This window comes from Paraburkholderia sediminicola, assembly GCF_902859805.1.
Lineage (GTDB): Bacteria > Pseudomonadota > Gammaproteobacteria > Burkholderiales > Burkholderiaceae > Paraburkholderia > Paraburkholderia sediminicola.
In genome coordinates this window covers 297711-315974 of record NZ_CADIKC010000001.1, presented here as the reverse complement: position 1 = coordinate 315974, position 18264 = coordinate 297711, and the positions used below count along the sequence as shown (strand labels likewise).

The 18264-nt window shown below is 61.1% G+C and carries 13 protein-coding genes; 7 read left to right on the top strand and 6 right to left on the bottom strand.

All coding sequences use genetic code 11. The features are described 5' to 3' along the window. Positions 1-32 precede the first annotated feature (32 nt). From phnE to phnC, 3 genes are read right to left on the bottom strand one after another with little or no spacing between them, the layout of a single operon-like run. Entirely contained in the window at positions 33-872 is an 840-nt protein-coding gene (gene phnE, locus R8871_RS01400) for a phosphonate ABC transporter, permease protein PhnE (RefSeq protein ID WP_175048707.1), read from the bottom strand. Continuing rightward, a complete protein-coding gene (gene phnD, locus R8871_RS01395; RefSeq protein WP_175048706.1) occupies positions 869-1846 on the bottom strand; it encodes a phosphonate ABC transporter substrate-binding protein in 978 nt (325 codons plus the stop codon). Before phnD ends, phnE begins: the two co-directional genes overlap by 4 nt. 42 nt (positions 1847-1888) lie before the next feature. Then, positions 1889-2785: a phosphonate ABC transporter ATP-binding protein gene (phnC, locus tag R8871_RS01390; protein ID WP_175048705.1), complete on the bottom strand. Its 897-nt coding sequence runs from the start codon at positions 2783-2785 to the stop codon at positions 1889-1891. Positions 2786-3077: 292 nt separating this feature from the next. Between phnC and R8871_RS01385 the strand changes: the two genes are divergently transcribed. The 4 genes from R8871_RS01385 to R8871_RS01370 all read left to right on the top strand — a co-directional run bounded on the left by R8871_RS01385 (position 3078) and on the right by R8871_RS01370 (position 10934). Continuing rightward, on the top strand, positions 3078-4112 hold the full coding sequence (locus R8871_RS01385) for a M14 family zinc carboxypeptidase (protein ID WP_175048704.1): 1035 nt from the start codon (positions 3078-3080) through the stop codon (positions 4110-4112). Continuing rightward, positions 4109-4885 carry an alpha/beta fold hydrolase gene (locus R8871_RS01380; RefSeq protein WP_175048703.1) on the top strand — a complete coding sequence of 259 codons (777 nt, stop codon included), beginning with the start codon at positions 4109-4111 and terminating at the stop codon, positions 4883-4885. The genes R8871_RS01385 and R8871_RS01380 overlap by 4 nt, the downstream gene beginning before the upstream one ends. A 145-nt stretch (positions 4886-5030) precedes the next feature. Further along, entirely contained in the window at positions 5031-9872 is a 4842-nt protein-coding gene (locus R8871_RS01375) for an NAD-glutamate dehydrogenase (RefSeq protein ID WP_175048702.1), read from the top strand. A gap of 156 nt (positions 9873-10028) precedes the next feature. Next, positions 10029-10934: a cation diffusion facilitator family transporter gene (locus R8871_RS01370; RefSeq protein WP_175048701.1), complete on the top strand. Its 906-nt coding sequence runs from the start codon at positions 10029-10031 to the stop codon at positions 10932-10934. 115 nt (positions 10935-11049) lie between these two features. Here R8871_RS01370 and R8871_RS01365 read toward each other — a convergent pair whose 3' ends face one another. Then, a complete protein-coding gene (locus tag R8871_RS01365) occupies positions 11050-12030 on the bottom strand; it encodes an aldo/keto reductase (protein ID WP_175048700.1) in 981 nt (326 codons plus the stop codon). A 238-nt stretch (positions 12031-12268) separates the two neighbouring features. Here R8871_RS01365 and R8871_RS01360 point away from each other — a divergent pair, with 238 nt between their 5' ends. After that, the gene (locus tag R8871_RS01360; protein WP_175048699.1) at positions 12269-13342 is read left to right on the top strand and encodes a purine-nucleoside phosphorylase; all 1074 of its coding nucleotides are present in this window, start codon (positions 12269-12271) and stop codon (positions 13340-13342) included. Positions 13343-14387: 1045 nt separating this feature from the next. Here the strand turns inward: R8871_RS01360 and R8871_RS01355 are convergent. Further along, entirely contained in the window at positions 14388-14696 is a 309-nt protein-coding gene (locus R8871_RS01355) for a DUF4148 domain-containing protein (RefSeq protein ID WP_175048698.1), read from the bottom strand. A 223-nt stretch (positions 14697-14919) separates the two neighbouring features. After that, positions 14920-15924 carry a LysR family transcriptional regulator gene (locus R8871_RS01350; RefSeq protein ID WP_175048697.1) on the bottom strand — a complete coding sequence of 335 codons (1005 nt, stop codon included), beginning with the start codon at positions 15922-15924 and terminating at the stop codon, positions 14920-14922. Between the two features lie 174 nt (positions 15925-16098). Here R8871_RS01350 and R8871_RS01345 point away from each other — a divergent pair, with 174 nt between their 5' ends. Both R8871_RS01345 and R8871_RS01340 read left to right on the top strand, forming a co-directional pair. Then, the gene (locus R8871_RS01345; RefSeq protein WP_093634909.1) at positions 16099-16953 is read left to right on the top strand and encodes an alpha/beta hydrolase; all 855 of its coding nucleotides are present in this window, start codon (positions 16099-16101) and stop codon (positions 16951-16953) included. 45 nt (positions 16954-16998) lie between these two features. After that, positions 16999-18210, top strand: a complete 1212-nt coding sequence (locus R8871_RS01340) for an efflux RND transporter periplasmic adaptor subunit (protein WP_175048696.1) — start codon at positions 16999-17001, stop codon at positions 18208-18210. Positions 18211-18264: the final 54 nt, after the last annotated feature.

The window sequence follows — 18264 nt, the reverse complement described above, 5'->3', positions numbered from 1 at the left end:
TGCCGGAACTCGCCGGGCAGAGTCCGGCGGCGTCACGTCACGCGTTCGCGCAGCCACGCGGACGCCAGATCGATTACCGTCACGACCACGATCACCATGATCATCACTGCGGCCGTCTGCGCGTAATTGAACGAGCGGATCGCCTCGTACAACACCACGCCGATCCCGCCCGCGCCGACCATGCCGACCACCATCGCCGAGCGCACGTTCGATTCGAAGCGATATAGCGCATACGAGATCCACAACGGCAGTACTTGCGGCAGCACGCCGTAAATGATTTCGTCGAGACTGGTCGCGCCGGTAGCGCGTACACCTTCGGCCGGACGCGGATCGATTGCCTCGACCGCTTCGGCGAAGAGCTTGGCGAGCACGCCGGTGGTGTGCACCCACAACGCCAGCACGCCGGCGAACGGACCGAGTCCCACCGCGACGATGAACAGCATCGCGAAGACCATTTCATTGATCGCGCGGCACGCGTCCATCATGCGGCGCATCGGCTGAACGATCCACATCGGCGCCATGTTGTGTGCCGACATCAGCCCACACGGCACCGCGCACACCAGCGAGAGGGCGGTGCCCCACACCGCCACCGACAGCGTCACATACATCTCGTGCAGATAGCTGCGCCATTCGGTGAAGTCCGGCGGGAAGAAGTCCTTGGCGAACTGCCCCATGTTGCCGGAATCGGAGAGCAGGTCGAGCGGTCGCATATCGGCGCCGTGCCATGCGCCACCCAACATCGCAAGCACGACGATCCAGCCGACGAGCGACAACCAGCTGCGCTTGCCCGCAGCAGGGGCGGCGCGCGCCGCCTGCGCGGCGAGCGCTTCGCTCGCACGCGTGGGCGACGTGATCAGATCAACAGTGTTCATTGCTTGGCTACGGCGGTGTTGAGTGCGCTCAGCTTGGCGTCGAGTGCGGCCAGTTGGGTCTTGCGGTCGTCGTCGGAAAGATGCGTGTCGCTCTCGATCTTCTGCTTCTGCTGGAACAGCGCGACCTGGCGAATCGGCAGCAACTGTTCATCCGACGACGCCGCGAAGCCGGCGTAGCCCGTGATGGCCGCCATCACCTGTTTTTCATGCGGATCGGTCTTGCCGTAGTTCACGAAGAAGTTGCGGATCTTGTCCTTGGTGGCTTGCGGCAGATCCTTGCGCCATACCAGCGGGTCCGAAGGAATCAGCGGCGACGTCCACAACACGCGCACTTGCGCAAACTTGTCCGGATGCTGCTTCTTCAGCGTGTCGAGCATCTCGGTGTTGTTGGTCGCGATGTCGATCTTGTTGTTCACCACAGCCAGCAAATTCGCTTCGTGGCTCGACGGCAGCACGGCCTTGAACGAGGTGTTCACCGGCGTGTTGTGCTTGGCGAACAGGTAATAGCCGGGGATCAGCGTACCCGAGGTGGAGTTCGGATCGCCGAAACCGAGTGTGACGTCCTTCGTGTTTTTGAACACGTCGTCGAGCGTCTTGAAGCGGCTGTTCACATTGGTGATCAGCACCGACTTGTAACCCGCGTCGCCATTCAGATACAGGACCTTCGCGAACACTTCGCCTTGCGAGCGATCCACGGCTTCGATCGCCGAGGCATTGCCGAAATAGCCGACCTGTACCTTGTTAAAGCGCATGCCTTCGATGATGCCGGCGTAGTCGGTCGCGAAGAACGCTTTGACGTTCAGGCCGGTTTGCTTGTTCATGTCGTCGATCAGGGGCTCCCAGCGTTGTTTCAGCACGGAGGACGAATCGGTCGAGATGATGCCGAGATTGATGTCCTCGGCTTGTGCGGTGGCGACGCAGGCAAATGCGGCCGCGCCGACGGTCAGCGTAATCAATGAACGCAGGAATTTCATCGCTTTGAGGTCCGGTTGAGTGAACAGAATGAGTGGGCGCGCTCAGTTCGAGTGCGCCGGATTGAGGGCGAACGCGTAACGCGTCGAGGTGGATTCGGTGTCTTGCGCCGGTGCGTTGCTGTCCGCCTGATTGACCACGCCATCTGCGTTGGTCTCTTCGAGCAGTTCACGGGCATCGTCGCCGTAGAGTTTCTTGAGCAGGGCAGGGCTCAGCGCGGCAGAGGGGCCGTCGTAGACCACCTTGCCGCGACGCAGTGCAACGGTGCGCGGGCAGTACTGCATTGCGATGTCGACCTGATGCAGCGATACCAGCACAGTCAGTTGATGTTCGATGTTGAGGGTGCGCAGCATCTCCATCACGCGGCGCGACGATTCAGGGTCGAGCGAAGCGATCGGTTCGTCGGCGAGCACGATGCGTGCGCGTTGTACCAGAGCACGCGCCAATGCCGCGCGTTGCTGCTGACCACCGGAGAGGTTGGCGGCGCGTTCGCGCGCATGGTCGCCGATGCCGACTTCATTGAGCGCGGCCATCGACAACGCCCGCTCCGCAGCCGGAAAGCGCCCGCTCAAACGGCGCCACAAAGGCAGCCGCGCGAGCGCGCCGATCAGTACGTTGCTTTCCACGGTAAGCCGGTTCACCAGATTGAATTGCTGGAACACGAAACCGATATCGCGGCGAATGCTGCGCACTTCACGCACAATGCGGCCGTTCTGCTGGATCGGCCTGCCGAGAATCGCGATCTGCGACGGTTGCGCATCCGAGGCCGTGAAGCCCGCGATATGCCGCAGCAGTGTCGACTTGCCCGAGCCCGAGGCTCCAATTAACGCAACCATTTCGCCCGGCTCGACGCGCAGATCGACTTCGTCCAGCGCCTTGCGGCCGTTGCCGAACGTTTTGCTCAACCGTTCGATGCGAATAGCTTCCCGAATTGCTTCCATGAGTACCCCTTGATGCATCCGGCCATTGCCGGCATGTGTGGGGCTCATTCTAGGAAGCGTCTGTGACGGTTGAGTGAAGGCATCGCAACGTCTAGACGACTATATCTATATGTGTCTTTTTTGAGTCGCCAGGAAGGCAGACAGAAGTCATTCGTTCGAACAGAAAATGACACCCGCATGACATGATTTGCATTGAACAGGGTGGGCTGCGCATGATCACGCGCAGCCAGGCTATATTGCGTCATTCGGTGAGCCGTCCCCAATAACCTTGCAGTTCCTTTTCGACGTCGTCATGCAGCCTTTGAGCTTTCTGCCCGATAGTTTTGCGGAGTACGAAGATCTCAGGACGATCCTCGACCAGGGCAGCGCCAGCTTCGAGATCCGCACCGTCTGCGAGACGACGGTGCGGGGCCGGCAATTCGCCGTGCACACCGCGAGCATCGGGTCAACCGATCCGCTCGCGCCGGCAATCGGGTTTTTTGGCGGCATTCACGGACTCGAACGGATCGGCTCGCAACTCGTGCTCGACTACATGCGCGCGCTGCTCGCCCGGCTGGAATGGGACGAACTGCTGGTACGGCAGTTGCAATCGATTCGTCTGATCTTTATGCCGATCGTCAATCCGGGCGGCATGTGGGCCGCCACGCGGGCCAATCCCAATGGCGTCGATCTGATGCGCAATGCGCCGCAGAACGCCGACGAACGCGTGCCGCTGCTCGCCGGCGGTCAGCGGGTGGGCGCCTGGCTGCCGTGGTATCGCGGCCGGCAAGGCGAGCCGATGGAGCCCGAGGCCGCAGCACTCCTGCGAGTGGTCGAAACCGACATGGCCACGCGGCCCCTGAGCATCGCGCTCGACTGCCACTCGGGGTACGGCTGGCGCGACAGCATCTGGTTTCCGTACGCGCGCACGCGCAAGCTGATGCCGCATCTGCCGGAAATGTACGTGCTGAAAACCATGTTCGAGCGCGCGCATCCGCATCATGGCTACGCGTTCGAGCCGCAGAGCCACCAGTATCTGTTGCATGGCGATCTGTGGGACTTCGCGTACGACCGTACGCCGCCACCCAACGTCTTCCTGCCGATGACGCTCGAACTCGGTTCGTGGCTGTGGATCAAGAAGAATCCGCGCCAGCTGTTTTCGCGCCAGGGCATGTTCAATCCGGTCAAGGCGCATCGCACCGCACGCGTGCTGCGGCGTCACGCGAATCTGCTCGATTTTCTCGCGCGTGCGGCGTTCTCGTCGCAACGCTGGCTGCCGCAAGGCAATCGTCGCGAGGAACTGCTGCAATGCGCGATCGATCACTGGACCATGCCGGAAGCGCTATGAGCACGTGGATTCTTTTGCGTGGACTGACGCGCGAAACACGCCACTGGGGTCGTTTGCCTGGCTTGCTGCGCGAGGCGACCGGCACGGATCGCCTGTTGCTGCTCGATCTGCCCGGCAATGGCGAGTTCGTGCACTTGCGCGCGCCGGCCACGGTCGAGGATATGGTGGGCTTCGTGCGGATTGCTGCATTGCAAACGGGTGCGGCAGGTCCTTATCGCGTGCTGGCAATGTCGCTCGGCGGCATGGTGGCGACCGACTGGGCGCAACGGCATCCCGGCGAAATCGAGCGGCTCGTGTTGATCAATACCAGCATGCGGCCGTTCAGCCGCATGCACGAGCGCTTGCGTCCATCGGCATGGCCGGGCCTGCTGGGCGTCGCAGCACACTGGCGCGATGCGCCGCGCGCGGAAAGCGGCATTCATCGACTGACGTGCAACAACGTCGAAACGCTGGGCGCCGATCTCGATGCATGGAGCGAAATTCGCCGCAGCGCGCCCGTGAGCCGCGGCAATGCGTTACGGCAGCTGTGGGCTGCCGCGCGCTTCAGTGCGGCGGCGGCGAAACCGCATTGCCCGCTGCTGATTCTTTCTTCACGCGCCGACAAGCTGGTCAATCCTGTGTGTTCGGCCAAGCTCGCGGCAGCCTGGGGCGCAACGCATCGCGAGCATCAATGGGCCGGTCATGACCTGCCGCACGATGACCCGGCCTGGGCCAGCGAACAGCTTCAGGCATGGCTGAAGCAGGAGGCTGGCGAATTGAAGGCCGCGCTTTAAACAGAGGCGGCACGTTCTCCGGCAGCGGGTATAACCTAAGTGAGCTCGCGCATCGATTTCCGGGTGGCAGGCGCATAATCCTGGTTCAGACGATGCATGCGAATCAAGCGATACTCGCTATTGCCGCCCGCCGGGGGAGTTGATCATGCAAGCAAAGAATGAAGAAGCCGTCACGCACCTGCTGAACGATGTCTTTGAATTTGCGCGTGGGCGATTGCCGGAGCCGACCTTCAAAGTCGTCGAGCCTTTCCTGCGGCACTACTACGATTTCGTCGACGCCGACGACCTTCAAAGCCGCTCCATCGCCGATCTTTACGGCGCAGCGCTTGCTCACTGGCAAACCGCGCAGCGCTTTGTGCCAGGCAGCGAACGGCTGCGCGTCTACAACCCGATACTCGAACAGCATGGCTGGCATTCCGATCACACGGTGATTGAGATCGTCAACGACGACATGCCGTTTCTGGTCGATTCGGTATCGATGGCGGTCAATCGCCTCGGGCTCGCGCTCCATTCGGTCGTGCATCCGGTATTCCGCATCTGGCGCGGACCGGACGGCAGCATTGTGCGCGTGGGTCAGGGCGCTGAAGATGCCGCTGATACGCGCTCGCAGCTTGCTTCGTTCATTCACTTCGAGGTGGACCGTTGCGGCGACGCAGCGAAACTCGACGCATTGCGTGACGAGATCGCGAGAGTGTTGCGCGATGTACGCGCCGCGGTGGAAGACTGGCCGAAGATCGTCGAACTCGCGCGCGTTACCGTCAAAGGCATGAAGGCCGGCGAAGCGGGACCGGAAGGGGTCGAGGCCCGTGCGTTCCTCGAATGGATGGTGGCGGATCATTTCACGTTTCTCGGCCAGCGCGACTATGAATTGGTGCAGCACGATATCGGCTTTGGCCTGCGTGCGGTACCCGGCTCCGGGCTCGGCATTCTGCGCGACGAGTTGCGTCCTGCGGGCGCAGCGGAAATCACGCCATTGCCACCGGCGGCTGCCGAAATCATCTCCGGCTCGTCGCCCATTTTCCTGACCAAGGCCAACTCGCGCGCGACGGTGCATCGGCCGGGCTATCTGGATTACGTCGGCATCAAGCTGACCGGTGCCGACGGCAAGGTGACCGGCGAGCGGCGTTTTATCGGCCTGTATACGTCCACCGCGTACCTCGTATCGGCCGCCGAGATTCCGATCGTACGGCGCAAATGCGCGAACATCGTACGGCGGGCCGGTTTCCTGCCCAAGGGCCACCTGGCCAAATCACTGGTGACGGTGCTCGAAACCTATCCCCGCGACGAACTGTTTCAGGCCGACGAAGACCAGCTCTACGATATCGCGCTGGGTGTGCTGCGTTTGCAGGAGCATCAGCGCACGCGCATGTTCGTGCGGCGCGACCGTTTTGACCGCTTCGTATCGTGTCTCGTGTTCGTACCGCGTGACAAATACAACACCGATCTGCGGCAGCGTATCGCCAATCTGCTGACCGATGCGTTCAACGGGGAAAGCGTCGAATTCACGCCCTTGTTATCGGAGTCGACACTCGCGCGCATTCACTTTGTCGTGCATGCGAAGCCCGGGGGCATGCCCCATGTCGACACGCGTGAACTCGAAGCGCGGCTCGTTCACGTCACGCGCCGCTGGCAGGACGATCTCGCCGACGCGTTGCTTGATGCCTTCGGCGAAGAGCAGGGCAACCGTCTCCTCCAGCACTATGCGGATTCGTTTCCTCCCGGCTATCGCGACGACTATCCGGCCCGTACTGCAGTGCGCGATATCGAGCTGATCGAACGCGTGCAGGGCAGCGAGCGGCTCGCCATGAACCTGTACCGCCCGATCGAATCGGGGCCGCGCGCGTTCCGTTTCAAGGTTTATCGCGCGGGCTTGCCGATTGCCTTGTCGCGCAGCTTGCCGATGCTCGAACATCTCGGCGTGCGTGTCGATGAAGAGCGGCCTTATCTGATCGAAGCACTCGACGCTACGCCTGCCTGGATTCACGATTTCGGCCTTGAACTCGCGGACGATGCGGAGTTCGATATCGAACGCGTGAAAGATCTCTTCGAAGATGCGTTTGAACAGGTGTGGACCGGTGGAATCGAAAGTGACGATTTCAATCGCCTGGTGTTGCGCGCACAACTGAGCGCGCGTGAGGTGACGATTCTGCGTGCCTACGCCAAGTACCTGAGGCAAGTGGGTTCGACGTTCAGCGACGCGTATATCGAACGCGCGGTCACCGGTAATCCGGCAATTGCCCGCATGCTGGTCGAGTTGTTCATTGCACGTTTTGATCCGGTGCTTGGCGATACGCGCGAAGCTCGCGTCGACAACTTGCTGAAGACGATCGAAGGCGCGCTCGATCAGGTGCCGAATCTCGACGAGGACCGGATACTCCGGCAATTCCTCGGCGTCATCAAGGCCACACAGCGCACGAACTACTATCGCTTCGACACCGACGGCCATCCGAAACCGTATCTGTCGTTCAAATTCAATCCCGCCCAGGTGCCCGGTTTGCCCGAACCGAAACCGATGTTCGAAATCTGGGTGTACTCGCCGCGTGTGGAAGGCGTGCATTTGCGCGGTGGCCGTGTTGCGCGCGGTGGTCTGCGCTGGTCGGATCGGCGTGAGGACTTCCGCACGGAAGTCCTCGGCTTGATGAAAGCGCAGATGGTCAAGAACGTGGTGATCGTGCCGGTTGGCTCCAAAGGCGGTTTCGTCGTGAAGAATCCGCCGCCGCAGACTGAACGCGACGCGTGGATGCGTGAAGGCATCGCCTGCTACCAGACGTTCTTGCGCGGCCTGCTCGATTTGACCGACAACCTCACGGGTACGACGGTGGTGCCGCCGCCCGATGTGGTGCGGCATGACCCCGACGATCCTTATCTGGTCGTCGCCGCCGACAAGGGCACGGCCACCTTCTCCGACTACGCGAACGCGATCTCCCAGGAATACGGTTTCTGGCTTGACGACGCCTTTGCGTCGGGCGGTTCGGTCGGTTATGACCACAAGAAAATGGCGATCACGGCGCGCGGCGCATGGGAGTCGGTCAAACGGCACTTCCGCGAAATGGGCGTCGATACGCAAGCAACTGATTTCACGGTCGTGGGTGTCGGCGATATGTCGGGCGATGTATTCGGCAACGGCATGCTGCTCTCGCCGCATATCAAGCTGGTCGCCGCGTTCGATCATCGGCATATCTTTCTCGATCCGAATCCCGATCCGGCGGTAAGCCTTGCCGAACGCGGGCGGCTGTTCGGGCTTGACCGGTCGAGTTGGGCTGACTACGACCCGTCACTGATCTCGGCGGGCGGTGGCGTGTTTCCGCGCACTGCCAAGACGATTCCATTGTCTCCGGCCGTGCAATCTGTACTTGGCATCAGCGCACCGGCGCTCGCGCCCGCTGAATTGATGCGCGCGATTCTGCAGGCGCCTGTCGATCTGCTCTACAACGGCGGTATCGGCACCTATGTGAAGGCGAGCCGCGAAACGCATCTGCAGGTGGGCGACCGCGCCAATGATGCGATCCGTGTCAACGGCGCCGATCTGCACTGCAAGGTGGTGGCGGAAGGCGGCAATCTCGGCCTCACGCAATTCGGGCGCATTGAATTCGCGCAGCGCGGCGGCCGCATCAATACCGATGCGATCGACAACTCCGCCGGGGTGGACTGTTCGGATCACGAGGTCAACATCAAGATCCTGCTGGGTCTGGTCGTCTCCGATGGCGAAATGACCGAGAAACAGCGTAATGCACTGCTCGCGGAAATGACCGATGAAGTCGGCTTGCTCGTCCTGCAAGACAACTATTACCAGACCCAGGCGCTCTCGATTGCGGGGCGCTATGGCGTCGAGTTGCTCGATGCCGAAGCGCGCCTGATGCGCTATCTCGAGCGCGCAGGCCGCCTGAACCGGGTGATCGAGTTCTTGCCGACTGATGAAGAAGTCGCCGAGCGTCAGGCAGCGAAACAAGGGCTGACCACGCCGGAACGTGCTGTGCTGCTTGCCTATAGCAAGATGTGGCTGTATGACGCGCTGCTCGAATCGTCGATGCCGGAAGACCCGCTCGTCAGCGACATGCTGATCGAATACTTTCCGAAGCCGCTGCGGCAGCGCTTTAGCGAACCGATGCAACGTCACCCGTTGCGGCGCGAAATTCTTGCGACGCATCTGACCAACGCGTTGGTGAATCGCGTGGGCTGCGAGTTCGTGCATCGGCTGATGGAGGAGACCGATGCACAGCCTGGCGATATCGTGCGGGCCTGCATCATGGCGCGTGACGTGTTCGATCTCGACGACGTGTGGCGCAGTATCGACGCACTCGATAACCGTGTCGCCGACGATGTGCAGGCGCGCATGTTCGTCGAAGTGGCGCGGCTCGTTGAACGTTCGGCGCTGTGGTTCCTGCGGCAGTTGCAATCGGGAGCGGTTAGCGCCGGCGATGTTGCTGGCCTGCTCGCACGCTGCCGCGACGCGGCGCAACGCCTCGCGCCGCAATGGCCCGCGCTGCTGCCGAGCGCCGATCTCGACGCGCTGTCCGAGCGGCAACGCGTGCTGGTGGACGCGGGTGTCGATAGCGAACTGGCGGTGCGGATCGCCAGTGGCGAAATCTCGGCGGCTTTGCTCGACATCGCCGAAGTGGCGTCGACCTGCGGACGCAGTCTCGAACTCGTGGCGGGCGTCTACTTCGCACTCGGCACGCTGCTGAACTACGGCTGGATCAGCGAGCGCGCGGCCGCGCTGCCGGCACCCACGCATTGGGACATGCTGGCGCGCGCCACCGCGCTGGCGGAGCTTGCACGCCTGAAACGCGCGCTGACCACGAGCGCGCTGGCCGGCGCCGACGAGGCATCCACGCCGGACGCATTGGTTCAGGCATGGCGCGAGAAGCGCACCGCGCAACTCGAGCGTTATGCGCGTCTGCTTGCCGATTTGCGGGCCACGGGCGGCGCGAGCCTGTCGATGCTGCTGGTGATCGTGCGGGAGATGGCCGCGCTCGAAAGGGCATAGCACGACCGAGTGCTGTAGCGGGCAGATGTGCTGCATACGTCACAAAACCCGGCGCAGAACGGCGCCGGGGTTGGACGCATGTCACCTGGCATGTCCATAATACGAACTATTGCCAACCGAAAGCGCTCTGCAAACTCACGGACCCTCTCCACGACGATGAAAGAAGAATCGCCGAAAGCTATTTTCTATGCGCTCGCCGCCAACCTCGGCATCGCCATCTGCAAGTTCGCTGCTGCTGCGTTCACCGGTTCCGGCTCGATGTTCGCTGAAGCCATTCACTCGACCGCCGACTGCGGTAACCAGTTGTTGCTGCTATTCGGCCTGCGTGAGGCGCGCAAGCCGGCGAGCCCCTTGCATCCTATGGGTAGTGGCCGCGAGATCAATTTCTATTCATTGCTGGTGGCCTTGCTGTTGTTTTTTGTGGGCGGCGCGTTTTCGGTGTATGAAGGCGTGCATCGTCTATTCGCGCGCGAGCCTTTGCAGTATGCCTATGTGGCGCTCGTCGTACTGGGCGTTTCGGTGGTGCTCGAAACGCTTTCGTTGTTGGGGGCGGTGAAGGAGATTCGCAAATCGCATCCCGACAAACACCTGTGGCGCTGGTTTCGCGAAACGCGCGAGTCCGAACTGCTGGTGGTGGCCGGCGAGGACATTGCCGCATTGGCCGGTCTTGCAATCGCCTTTGTCGCCGTATTGCTGACGATGGTGACCGGCAATCCCGTCTATGACGCACTGGGCTCCATCGGCGTCGGTGTATTGCTGATGGTGATCGCGTGGCTGGTGGCGCGCGAAGTGAAGTCGATGATCGTCGGCGAATCGGCGAGCCCGGAAGTGCGCCGCGCGATCGAGACGCATCTGCGCGGCCGCTCCGAGATTCGCAGCATCATCAACATGATTACGCTGCAGTGGGGCCGCCACGTGGTGGTGGCGGTGCAGGCGGAAATGATCGATTACGCGAGCGGCCGCGCGATGGTCGACGCGATCAATGTGATCGAAGCGGACTTGCAGGCGGCGTTTCCGCAAGTGCGCTGGGTGTTTTTCGAACCGGACGTGCCGCGGGTTTGATGCGTTGCCGCGCTGGCGGGGATATGTGCGATTCGTCGGTTGCCAGCGGATCGCGCCAGTGTCTCCGCTTGGGAAGACCCATACTTTCGCGTCCGCTGGCCGGTGCATTGGCCGCTTATTTAAAGCCGGTCACCGCATGCGGCACATACAGCTCTTCCAATTGACGGATCTCGTCCGCAGTCAGATTCAACGAAAGTGCTGCGACCGCATCGTCGAGATGATGCAGCTTGGTCGCACCGACGATAGGCGCGGTGATCGGCTTCTTCTGCAACACCCAGGCTAGCGCGACTTGCGCACGCGGCACACCGCGTTCTTTCGCAATCTGACTGACGCGCTCCACGATCCGGCGGTCTGCGTCTTCGGTCTGTGCGTACAGTGTGCTGCCGAACTCGTCGGTCTCCGAGCGTGCGCTTTCAGTGTTCCAGTCACGCGTCAGGCGTCCGCGTGCCAGCGGGCTCCATGGAATGACGCCGATGCCTTCGCTTTCGCACAGCGGCAGCATCTCCCGCTCTTCCTCGCGATAGAGCAGATTCACGTAGTTCTGCATCGTCACGAAGCGCGTCCAGCCGTTGCGTTCAGCCACGTGCAATGCCTTGGCGAACTGCCACGCATACATTGACGACGCGCCGATATAGCGCGCCTTGCCGGCCTTCACCACATCGTGCAGCGCCTCCATGGTTTCTTCGATCGGCGTGTCGTAGTCCCAGCGGTGGATCTGATACAGATCGACGTAATCCGTACCGAGTCGCCTCAGGCTGTTGTCGATTTCCGCCATGATCGCCTTGCGCGACAAACCCGCACCGTTCGGGCCCGGATGCATGCGGCTATTCACCTTGGTGGCCAGCACGATCTCGTCGCGTTTCGCAAAGTCCTTCAATGCGCGGCCGACGATTTCCTCGCTGGTGCCGTCCGAGTAAACGTTGGCGGTATCGAAGAAATTGATGCCGTGGTCGAGCGCCTGCTTGATAAAGGGACGCGCCGCTTCATCGTCGAGCGACCAGGGGTGGGTGCCGCGAGCGGGCACGCCGTAACTCATGCAGCCGAGACAAAGACGCGATACATCGAGGCCGGTGCGGCCCAGTTTCACATAGTCCATCGAGGTGCTCCTGTGTTGAAGTGCACAAACGCGGTGCGTGCTGACGACCCCCCATTATAGGAACGGACGCGTTGACGTGCTGGAAGGGCAACCGAACGCACGGCTCGGTGGAGTTCGACCGAGGCGGGCGAATTGCTGCAATACGTAGTGGAAAATAATTTCTTCGCATCTATACTTCTTTCGGCTTGAAAGCGGCCTTTCTCCCAATCTGCATCACAAGCAAAAAGGAAGGATCACGATGCTGACTCGCACACTTGGCGCAATCTCCGTCATTGCACTCGCGGCCTGCGCCGCCTTCACATCCGGCCCTGCCAGCGCGGACGATAACGACGGTTTCTCGCAAGGCGACGGCGGCTCGCACGGGCGGCCAGTCAAGGTGATGATCATTTCGATGTTCGGGCCGGAAGGGCAGGTATGGCTTGATCGGCTTGGTCCATGGCGCGAGATTACGGTCGATGGCTTATCGCCTGACTACCCGACGGTTCATTGCAATAAGCAGGACGTGTGTGTCATGACGACTGGCATGGGGCATAGCAACGCTGCTGCATCGATCATGGCGTTGACCTTTTCGTCGCGTTTCGATTTGCGACGTACGTACTTTATGGTGGCGGGGATTGCCGGGATCGATCCGCAGCAGGGCACGGTGGGATCCGCCGCATGGGCGAAGTACCTGGTCGACTTCGGGATTCAGTGGGAGATCGATGGACGGGAGATTCCGCCTGGCTGGAATACCGGATACCTGGGGATCAACACCACGAGTCCGACGGCCAAGCCGCCGCTCGACTATCGGACGGAGGTGTTTCAGTTGAATACCCAGCTAGCCGATACGGCGTTTGCCTTGTCGCGTAGCGTTGTGTTGTCCGATAACGCTCAGGCGCAGGCTGCGCGGGCCAAGTATTCGTATGCGCCGGCGAATCGGCCGCCTGCTGTCATTCAGTGCGACACGCTCGCCGGCGACACCTGGTGGTCGGGCACGCTGCTTGGGCAGCGCGCGCGGGATTGGACCAAGATCCTGACGGATGGCAATGGTGTGTATTGCACGACGCAGCAGGAGGATAACGCGACGTATGAGGCGCTTAAGCGCGCGGCCTCAGTGCATAAGGTTGATTTGAATCGCGTTGCGGTGCTGCGGGCTGGGTCTGATTTTGATCGGCCATATGATGGGCAGACTAGTGCGGATAATCTGCTTAACTATGCTGCGCAAGGGGGTTTTACGATTGCTATTGAGAACCTGTTCAGGTCAGGGAATCCGCTTGTGCAGGATATTGCTGCTCATTGGGGGGAGTGGAGGGATGGGGTGCCTAAGAGGTAGGTTTTTTGCCTTTGGCGGCGGCATTTGGTTGTGGTTTTAGGGGACTGTCCTTGTTCTTAGGGCTTTGGCCTTTCCTTGCTTTGTTAGTGGTCTATTAGCGTTGCCCCTGTGCGGGGCGGCACCTACTTCTCTTTGCCGGCTGCAAAGAGAAGTAGGCAAGAGAAAGCAGCTTAAACCGCTAATGCTAAGTGGGCACCGTGGTCTGCTACGGGTAGTGGTGCATCTGGAATCTGTGTTCGTGCACCTGCTTGCGCCAGTGACAAGGGCGTCATACTTCCGGCGGCGCTGCGCGCGCCGAAGAGCCGTTCATAAAACCACTCGCTGCGTTTTGGCGTTCACGCGTAGCCATCAGGCCGTGGCCTCATCATTGCCATTGCCATTGCCATTGCCATCGCGATGGCGATTGTGATTGGAACGGCAACGGCACCTGCAACCGCAACTGCACCTGCAACCGCACCCGTGTCGTGACCGTGATTACGGGATCCCGCCATATCATTTGAGGCCGGGTTCCCGCGTGGGGGCAGAGGTGCGTCGCCGAGGCGAAGCCGACGGCCCCCAGTACCTCAACCGAAGCCGGCGGTTTCCCATGCAAACCCGTCCGCGACGCACGTCGTGCGGAGTGGGAGCGGATGAGTCCTTTGTCACTAACACGGAACGTGGGAGAGCACGGATTCCAGATGCACCACTACCCTGTGTAAACCACGGTACCCACTTAGCAGGAGTGGTTTGAGCCGCTTTCTTTTGCCTACTTTTCTTTGCGGCAAGCAAAGAAAAGTAGGTGCCCCCCGCACAGGGGGAACGCTAATAGACCACCAACAAAACAAGGAAAGGCCAAAGCCCTAAGAACACGGACAAACAAGCGCCACAAAGGAAAAAAAGCAAAACCTTTACCGCTGCGGCGCCCGATAAGGCACCCACACCCCCACATCCACATCCCAATCATCAAGTTCAGACGGTGTCATAACATGCTCCTTTATAAAGAGTGCAAACAACCCACCGCGATGAAAATTTCTTTTGGAAACCGAATCATCGCGGCGCATTTGCCTTACTGCCCGTTGGCGACACGCGTAACGTCGCCACCAGTCCCTTCCTGCAATGCAATACGCGCAGCCTGCGTCTGACCAATCAGACCTTTATTCGGATACGACGTACGATTCAACGCAGGCAGCGAACCATCGCGATACGCCGCGACCAGCTCGGCGTTAACTTCAGCACGGGTTTTGCCGACAGTGGTCGGCGTGGGTAACGTTTGGTATGTACCGGCATGCCCAATGCCCCCACCGTTGCTTTGAGCAAACACCGGTGCGCTGGCAAGCAGCGAAAGAGCCAGACCTGCTAAGAGATTGCGCTTCATGATTCACTCCTGTCGATTCGTTTGCAGCACGAGCGGCGCTGCGACAGGGTGAAATGTAGACTTCGAGGTGAGGCGGATAAATCGCACTTTCGCGAAATGAATTGTCGCGAATCTAGAACAATCGCGACAACGCACGCGTTATCCGGTTACTGCAGGGAAACCGCGGCATTAGAGCCGCGGTTGAAATTCACTTTTCCAAAATCTGTACTTCAACTCGCGCGAATCAGGCAACCCACTCTGTTATCACCGGCGTGTCGAGCATCGGAGCAGATTCGCGTTCTTCGAAAGTACGCTTCGTGCACGTCGCATCGAGACTGCCACGTCCGCTCAACAACGGGCAGCGGTCGAACAGCTCGGCAATCCAGTCTACGAAAACACGGACTTTAGGCGACAGATGCCGACTGTGCGGATAGACTGCGGAAATCGGCATCGGCAAAGGTTTCAGCTCCGGCAGCACTTCAACCAGCTGACCCGAACGCAGATGCGGCAACACCATGAAGAGCGCCGGCTGAAACAGGCCGAAGCCTTCCAGACCACACGTTACGTAAGCATCGGCGTCGTTCACCGACACAATGCTCTTCATCTTCACTTCAATTTCTTTGCCATCAACCATGAAGGCCCAATCGATCGTGCGCCCCGTGCGGCTCGAAAAATAATTGACTGCTTTGTGATTCTCGAGGTCTTCGAGCGAAGTCGGCATGCCCGCTCGCTCGATGTAGCTGGGGGCCGCGCATGTCACGCCCTCGAACAGACCGATACGGCGCGCCACCAGCGAGGAATCCTGTAGCGCGCCCACCCGCACCACGCAATCCACGCCTTCCTGCAGCAGATCGACGGGCCGGTCCGTCAATCCGAGCTGCAGGTCGATGTCCGGGTAACGCGTGTGGAATTCACACAGCGAAGGGATCACGAGCAAACGCCCGATCGATCCCGGCATGTCGATGCGCAGCTTGCCGTGCGGCTTTTTATTGCCGCTCTGGAAGCTGGCCTCGGTCTCTTCGACGTCCGCGAGGATGCGCACGCAGCGTTCGTAATACGCCGCGCCGTCCGGCGTCAGCGACAAACGCCGCGTGGTCCGGTGCATCAGGCGCGTGCCGAGGAACGCTTCGAGGTTCTGAATGATGGTGGTAACTGATGCGCGTGGCAGATCGAGCGTTTCCGCCGCGCGGGTAAAGCTGTTGGTGTCGACGACGCGCGTGAACACTTGCATGGCCTGAAGCCGGTCCATTGCAAACCTCCAGAAAGGGGCGGGCGCACTGAGCAGGAATCGAATCCGCAGAGCAATCGCGTTCGATTGTTCAGGGGCGCCGAATTGTGTTGCCGGATTATAGGCATTTATTTACGAGTCTGCCGAACCCACAATTCGCACCATTGAAGTTCTATGCGCATTGCGCGGCTCGACATGGATGCATTTAAACCGCCGTACTCGTTTGTGCCCGCCGGCAGCGGCCCGGCACAAGCTGACAGCACGGCACTCGACGTCACTGACGTGCAGATCGAAGGGCACGCACAGGACATTACGTTGCGTTTGTACCGCCAGGCACAGAAAACCGCACTGCCGGTATTGCTTTACTTCCACGGTGGCGGTTTTACCAAGGGTTCGATCGATCAGGCGGACTTCGCCGCCCGGTATTTCGCAGAACACTTACCGGCGCTGGTCGTTTCGGTAGGTTATTCGCTGGCGCCGCAGTTTCCGTTTCCGGCGGCGCCTGAAGACGCCCATCGCGCGGCATTGTGGGTGCAGACACGAGCACGCGCGTTCGGCGGGAACAGCAAGAAGGTTGGCGTGGCGGGCCACGATGCAGGCGGGCAGTTGGCCAACTGCCTCGCGTTCATCGCGCGTGATCGCGGCGACGTGCGCATTGCGGCGCAAGCGCTGTTCGGACCGATGCTCGATCCGAGTCTGACGCGCCTCGGCGACGAAAAGCGCCTCGGCTCAGATATCACGGCGAAGGAATGCGCGGCGTGTTATCGCGCGTACCTGCCGCAAGCGTCGCAACGCATGCATCCGTATGCCGCACCGCTCGAATCGTCGCGCCTCGCGGGCCTGCCGGCCACGCTGATCGCGACGGCGCAAAACGACGTGCTGCATGTGGAAGCGGAGAAATACGCGAGCGGTCTGATCGACGCGGGCGTGCTGACCCAGGTGGTCCGCTATCCCAGCGTCTCGCACGCCGCGTTGGCCGACCATCCGCCCGCATTGCAGGAAGCGGTGCGATTTTTTCAGTGGCGCTTCGATGCACGCGCCCATCGCTGAGACACCAATAAGCAAAACTTTAATCAACGATACCGGGAGCTTCTCATGACTATCCTTCCTCTTTCCCGTCGCCGTGTGGCGATTGCCGTGCTAGCCGTCATCGTGGTGGCCGGGCTGGGTACGTTTGGCGCGATCCGCGTCGACGCGAGCTCGCCTGCTGCGCCGACCATCGTGCCGGAAGTCGATGTGGCCACCGTGGTGCAAAAGACCATCACTGACTGGCAAACGTATTCGGGCCGTCTCGAAGCAGTCGAAAAAGTGGACGTCCGTTCGCAAGTGCCGGGCACGATCGTGTCCGTCAACTTCAAGGACGGCGCCCTCGTGAAGAAGGGCGACACGCTGTTCGTGATCGATCCGCGTCCGTACGCGGCCGAAGTCGATCGCACCGAAGCGCAGGTTGCGGCGGCGCAAGCGCGCACGGGCTATACGCAAAGCGATTGGGAGCGTGCGCAACGCCTGATCGCCGACAACGCGATCGCCAAGCGCGACTACGACGAGAAGCAGAACGCCGCGCGCGAAGCGAGCGCCAACCTGAAGGCCGCGCAAGCCGCTGTGGAAACCGCGCGCATCAATCTCGGCTACACGAAGATCGTTGCGCCGGTGTCGGGTCGCGTCTCGCGTGCGGAAATCACGGTGGGCAACGTGGTGTCGGCGGGCGCAAGCTCGGCGCCGCTGACTACGCTGGTGTCGGTTTCGCCGATCTACGCATCGTTCGACGTCGACGAACAAACCTACCTGCAGTATCTGAGCCGCGCGAAGGATGGCAGCAAGGTGCCGGTGGATCTCGGGCTGGCGGATGAAAGCGGCTACTCGCGCAGCGGCACGATCGAATCCGTCGACAACCGGCTGGATACGTCGTCCGGCACGATCCGGGTGCGTGCGCGCTTCGATAACCAGGACGGTGCATTGATCCCGGGCCTCTATGCGCGCGTGAAGGTCGGCGGCAGCGAGCCGCATCCGGCACTGCTGATCGACGACGCCGCGGTGGGCACCGATCAGGACAAGAAGTTCGTGCTGGTGGTCGATCAGAGCAACCACGTCGTGTACCGGGAAATCGCAGTGGGCGGCATGCAGGGCAACCTGCGCGTCGTCAAGGGCGGTTTGCAGGCAACCGACCGGATCGTCGTGAACGGTATCCAGCGCGTGCGCCCGGGCGATGCAGTGCGCGCTCACATGGTGCCGATGACCACCGATCAGGATCCGAACAGCGCGCCGCTTGCGCAGACGCGAGCAAAAGCAGCGGACAAGAATTCGTGAGCCTCGTGCGCTGCGCTTGGCCAGTCATGTTGACGGGCCGTAGCGGGCGCATGC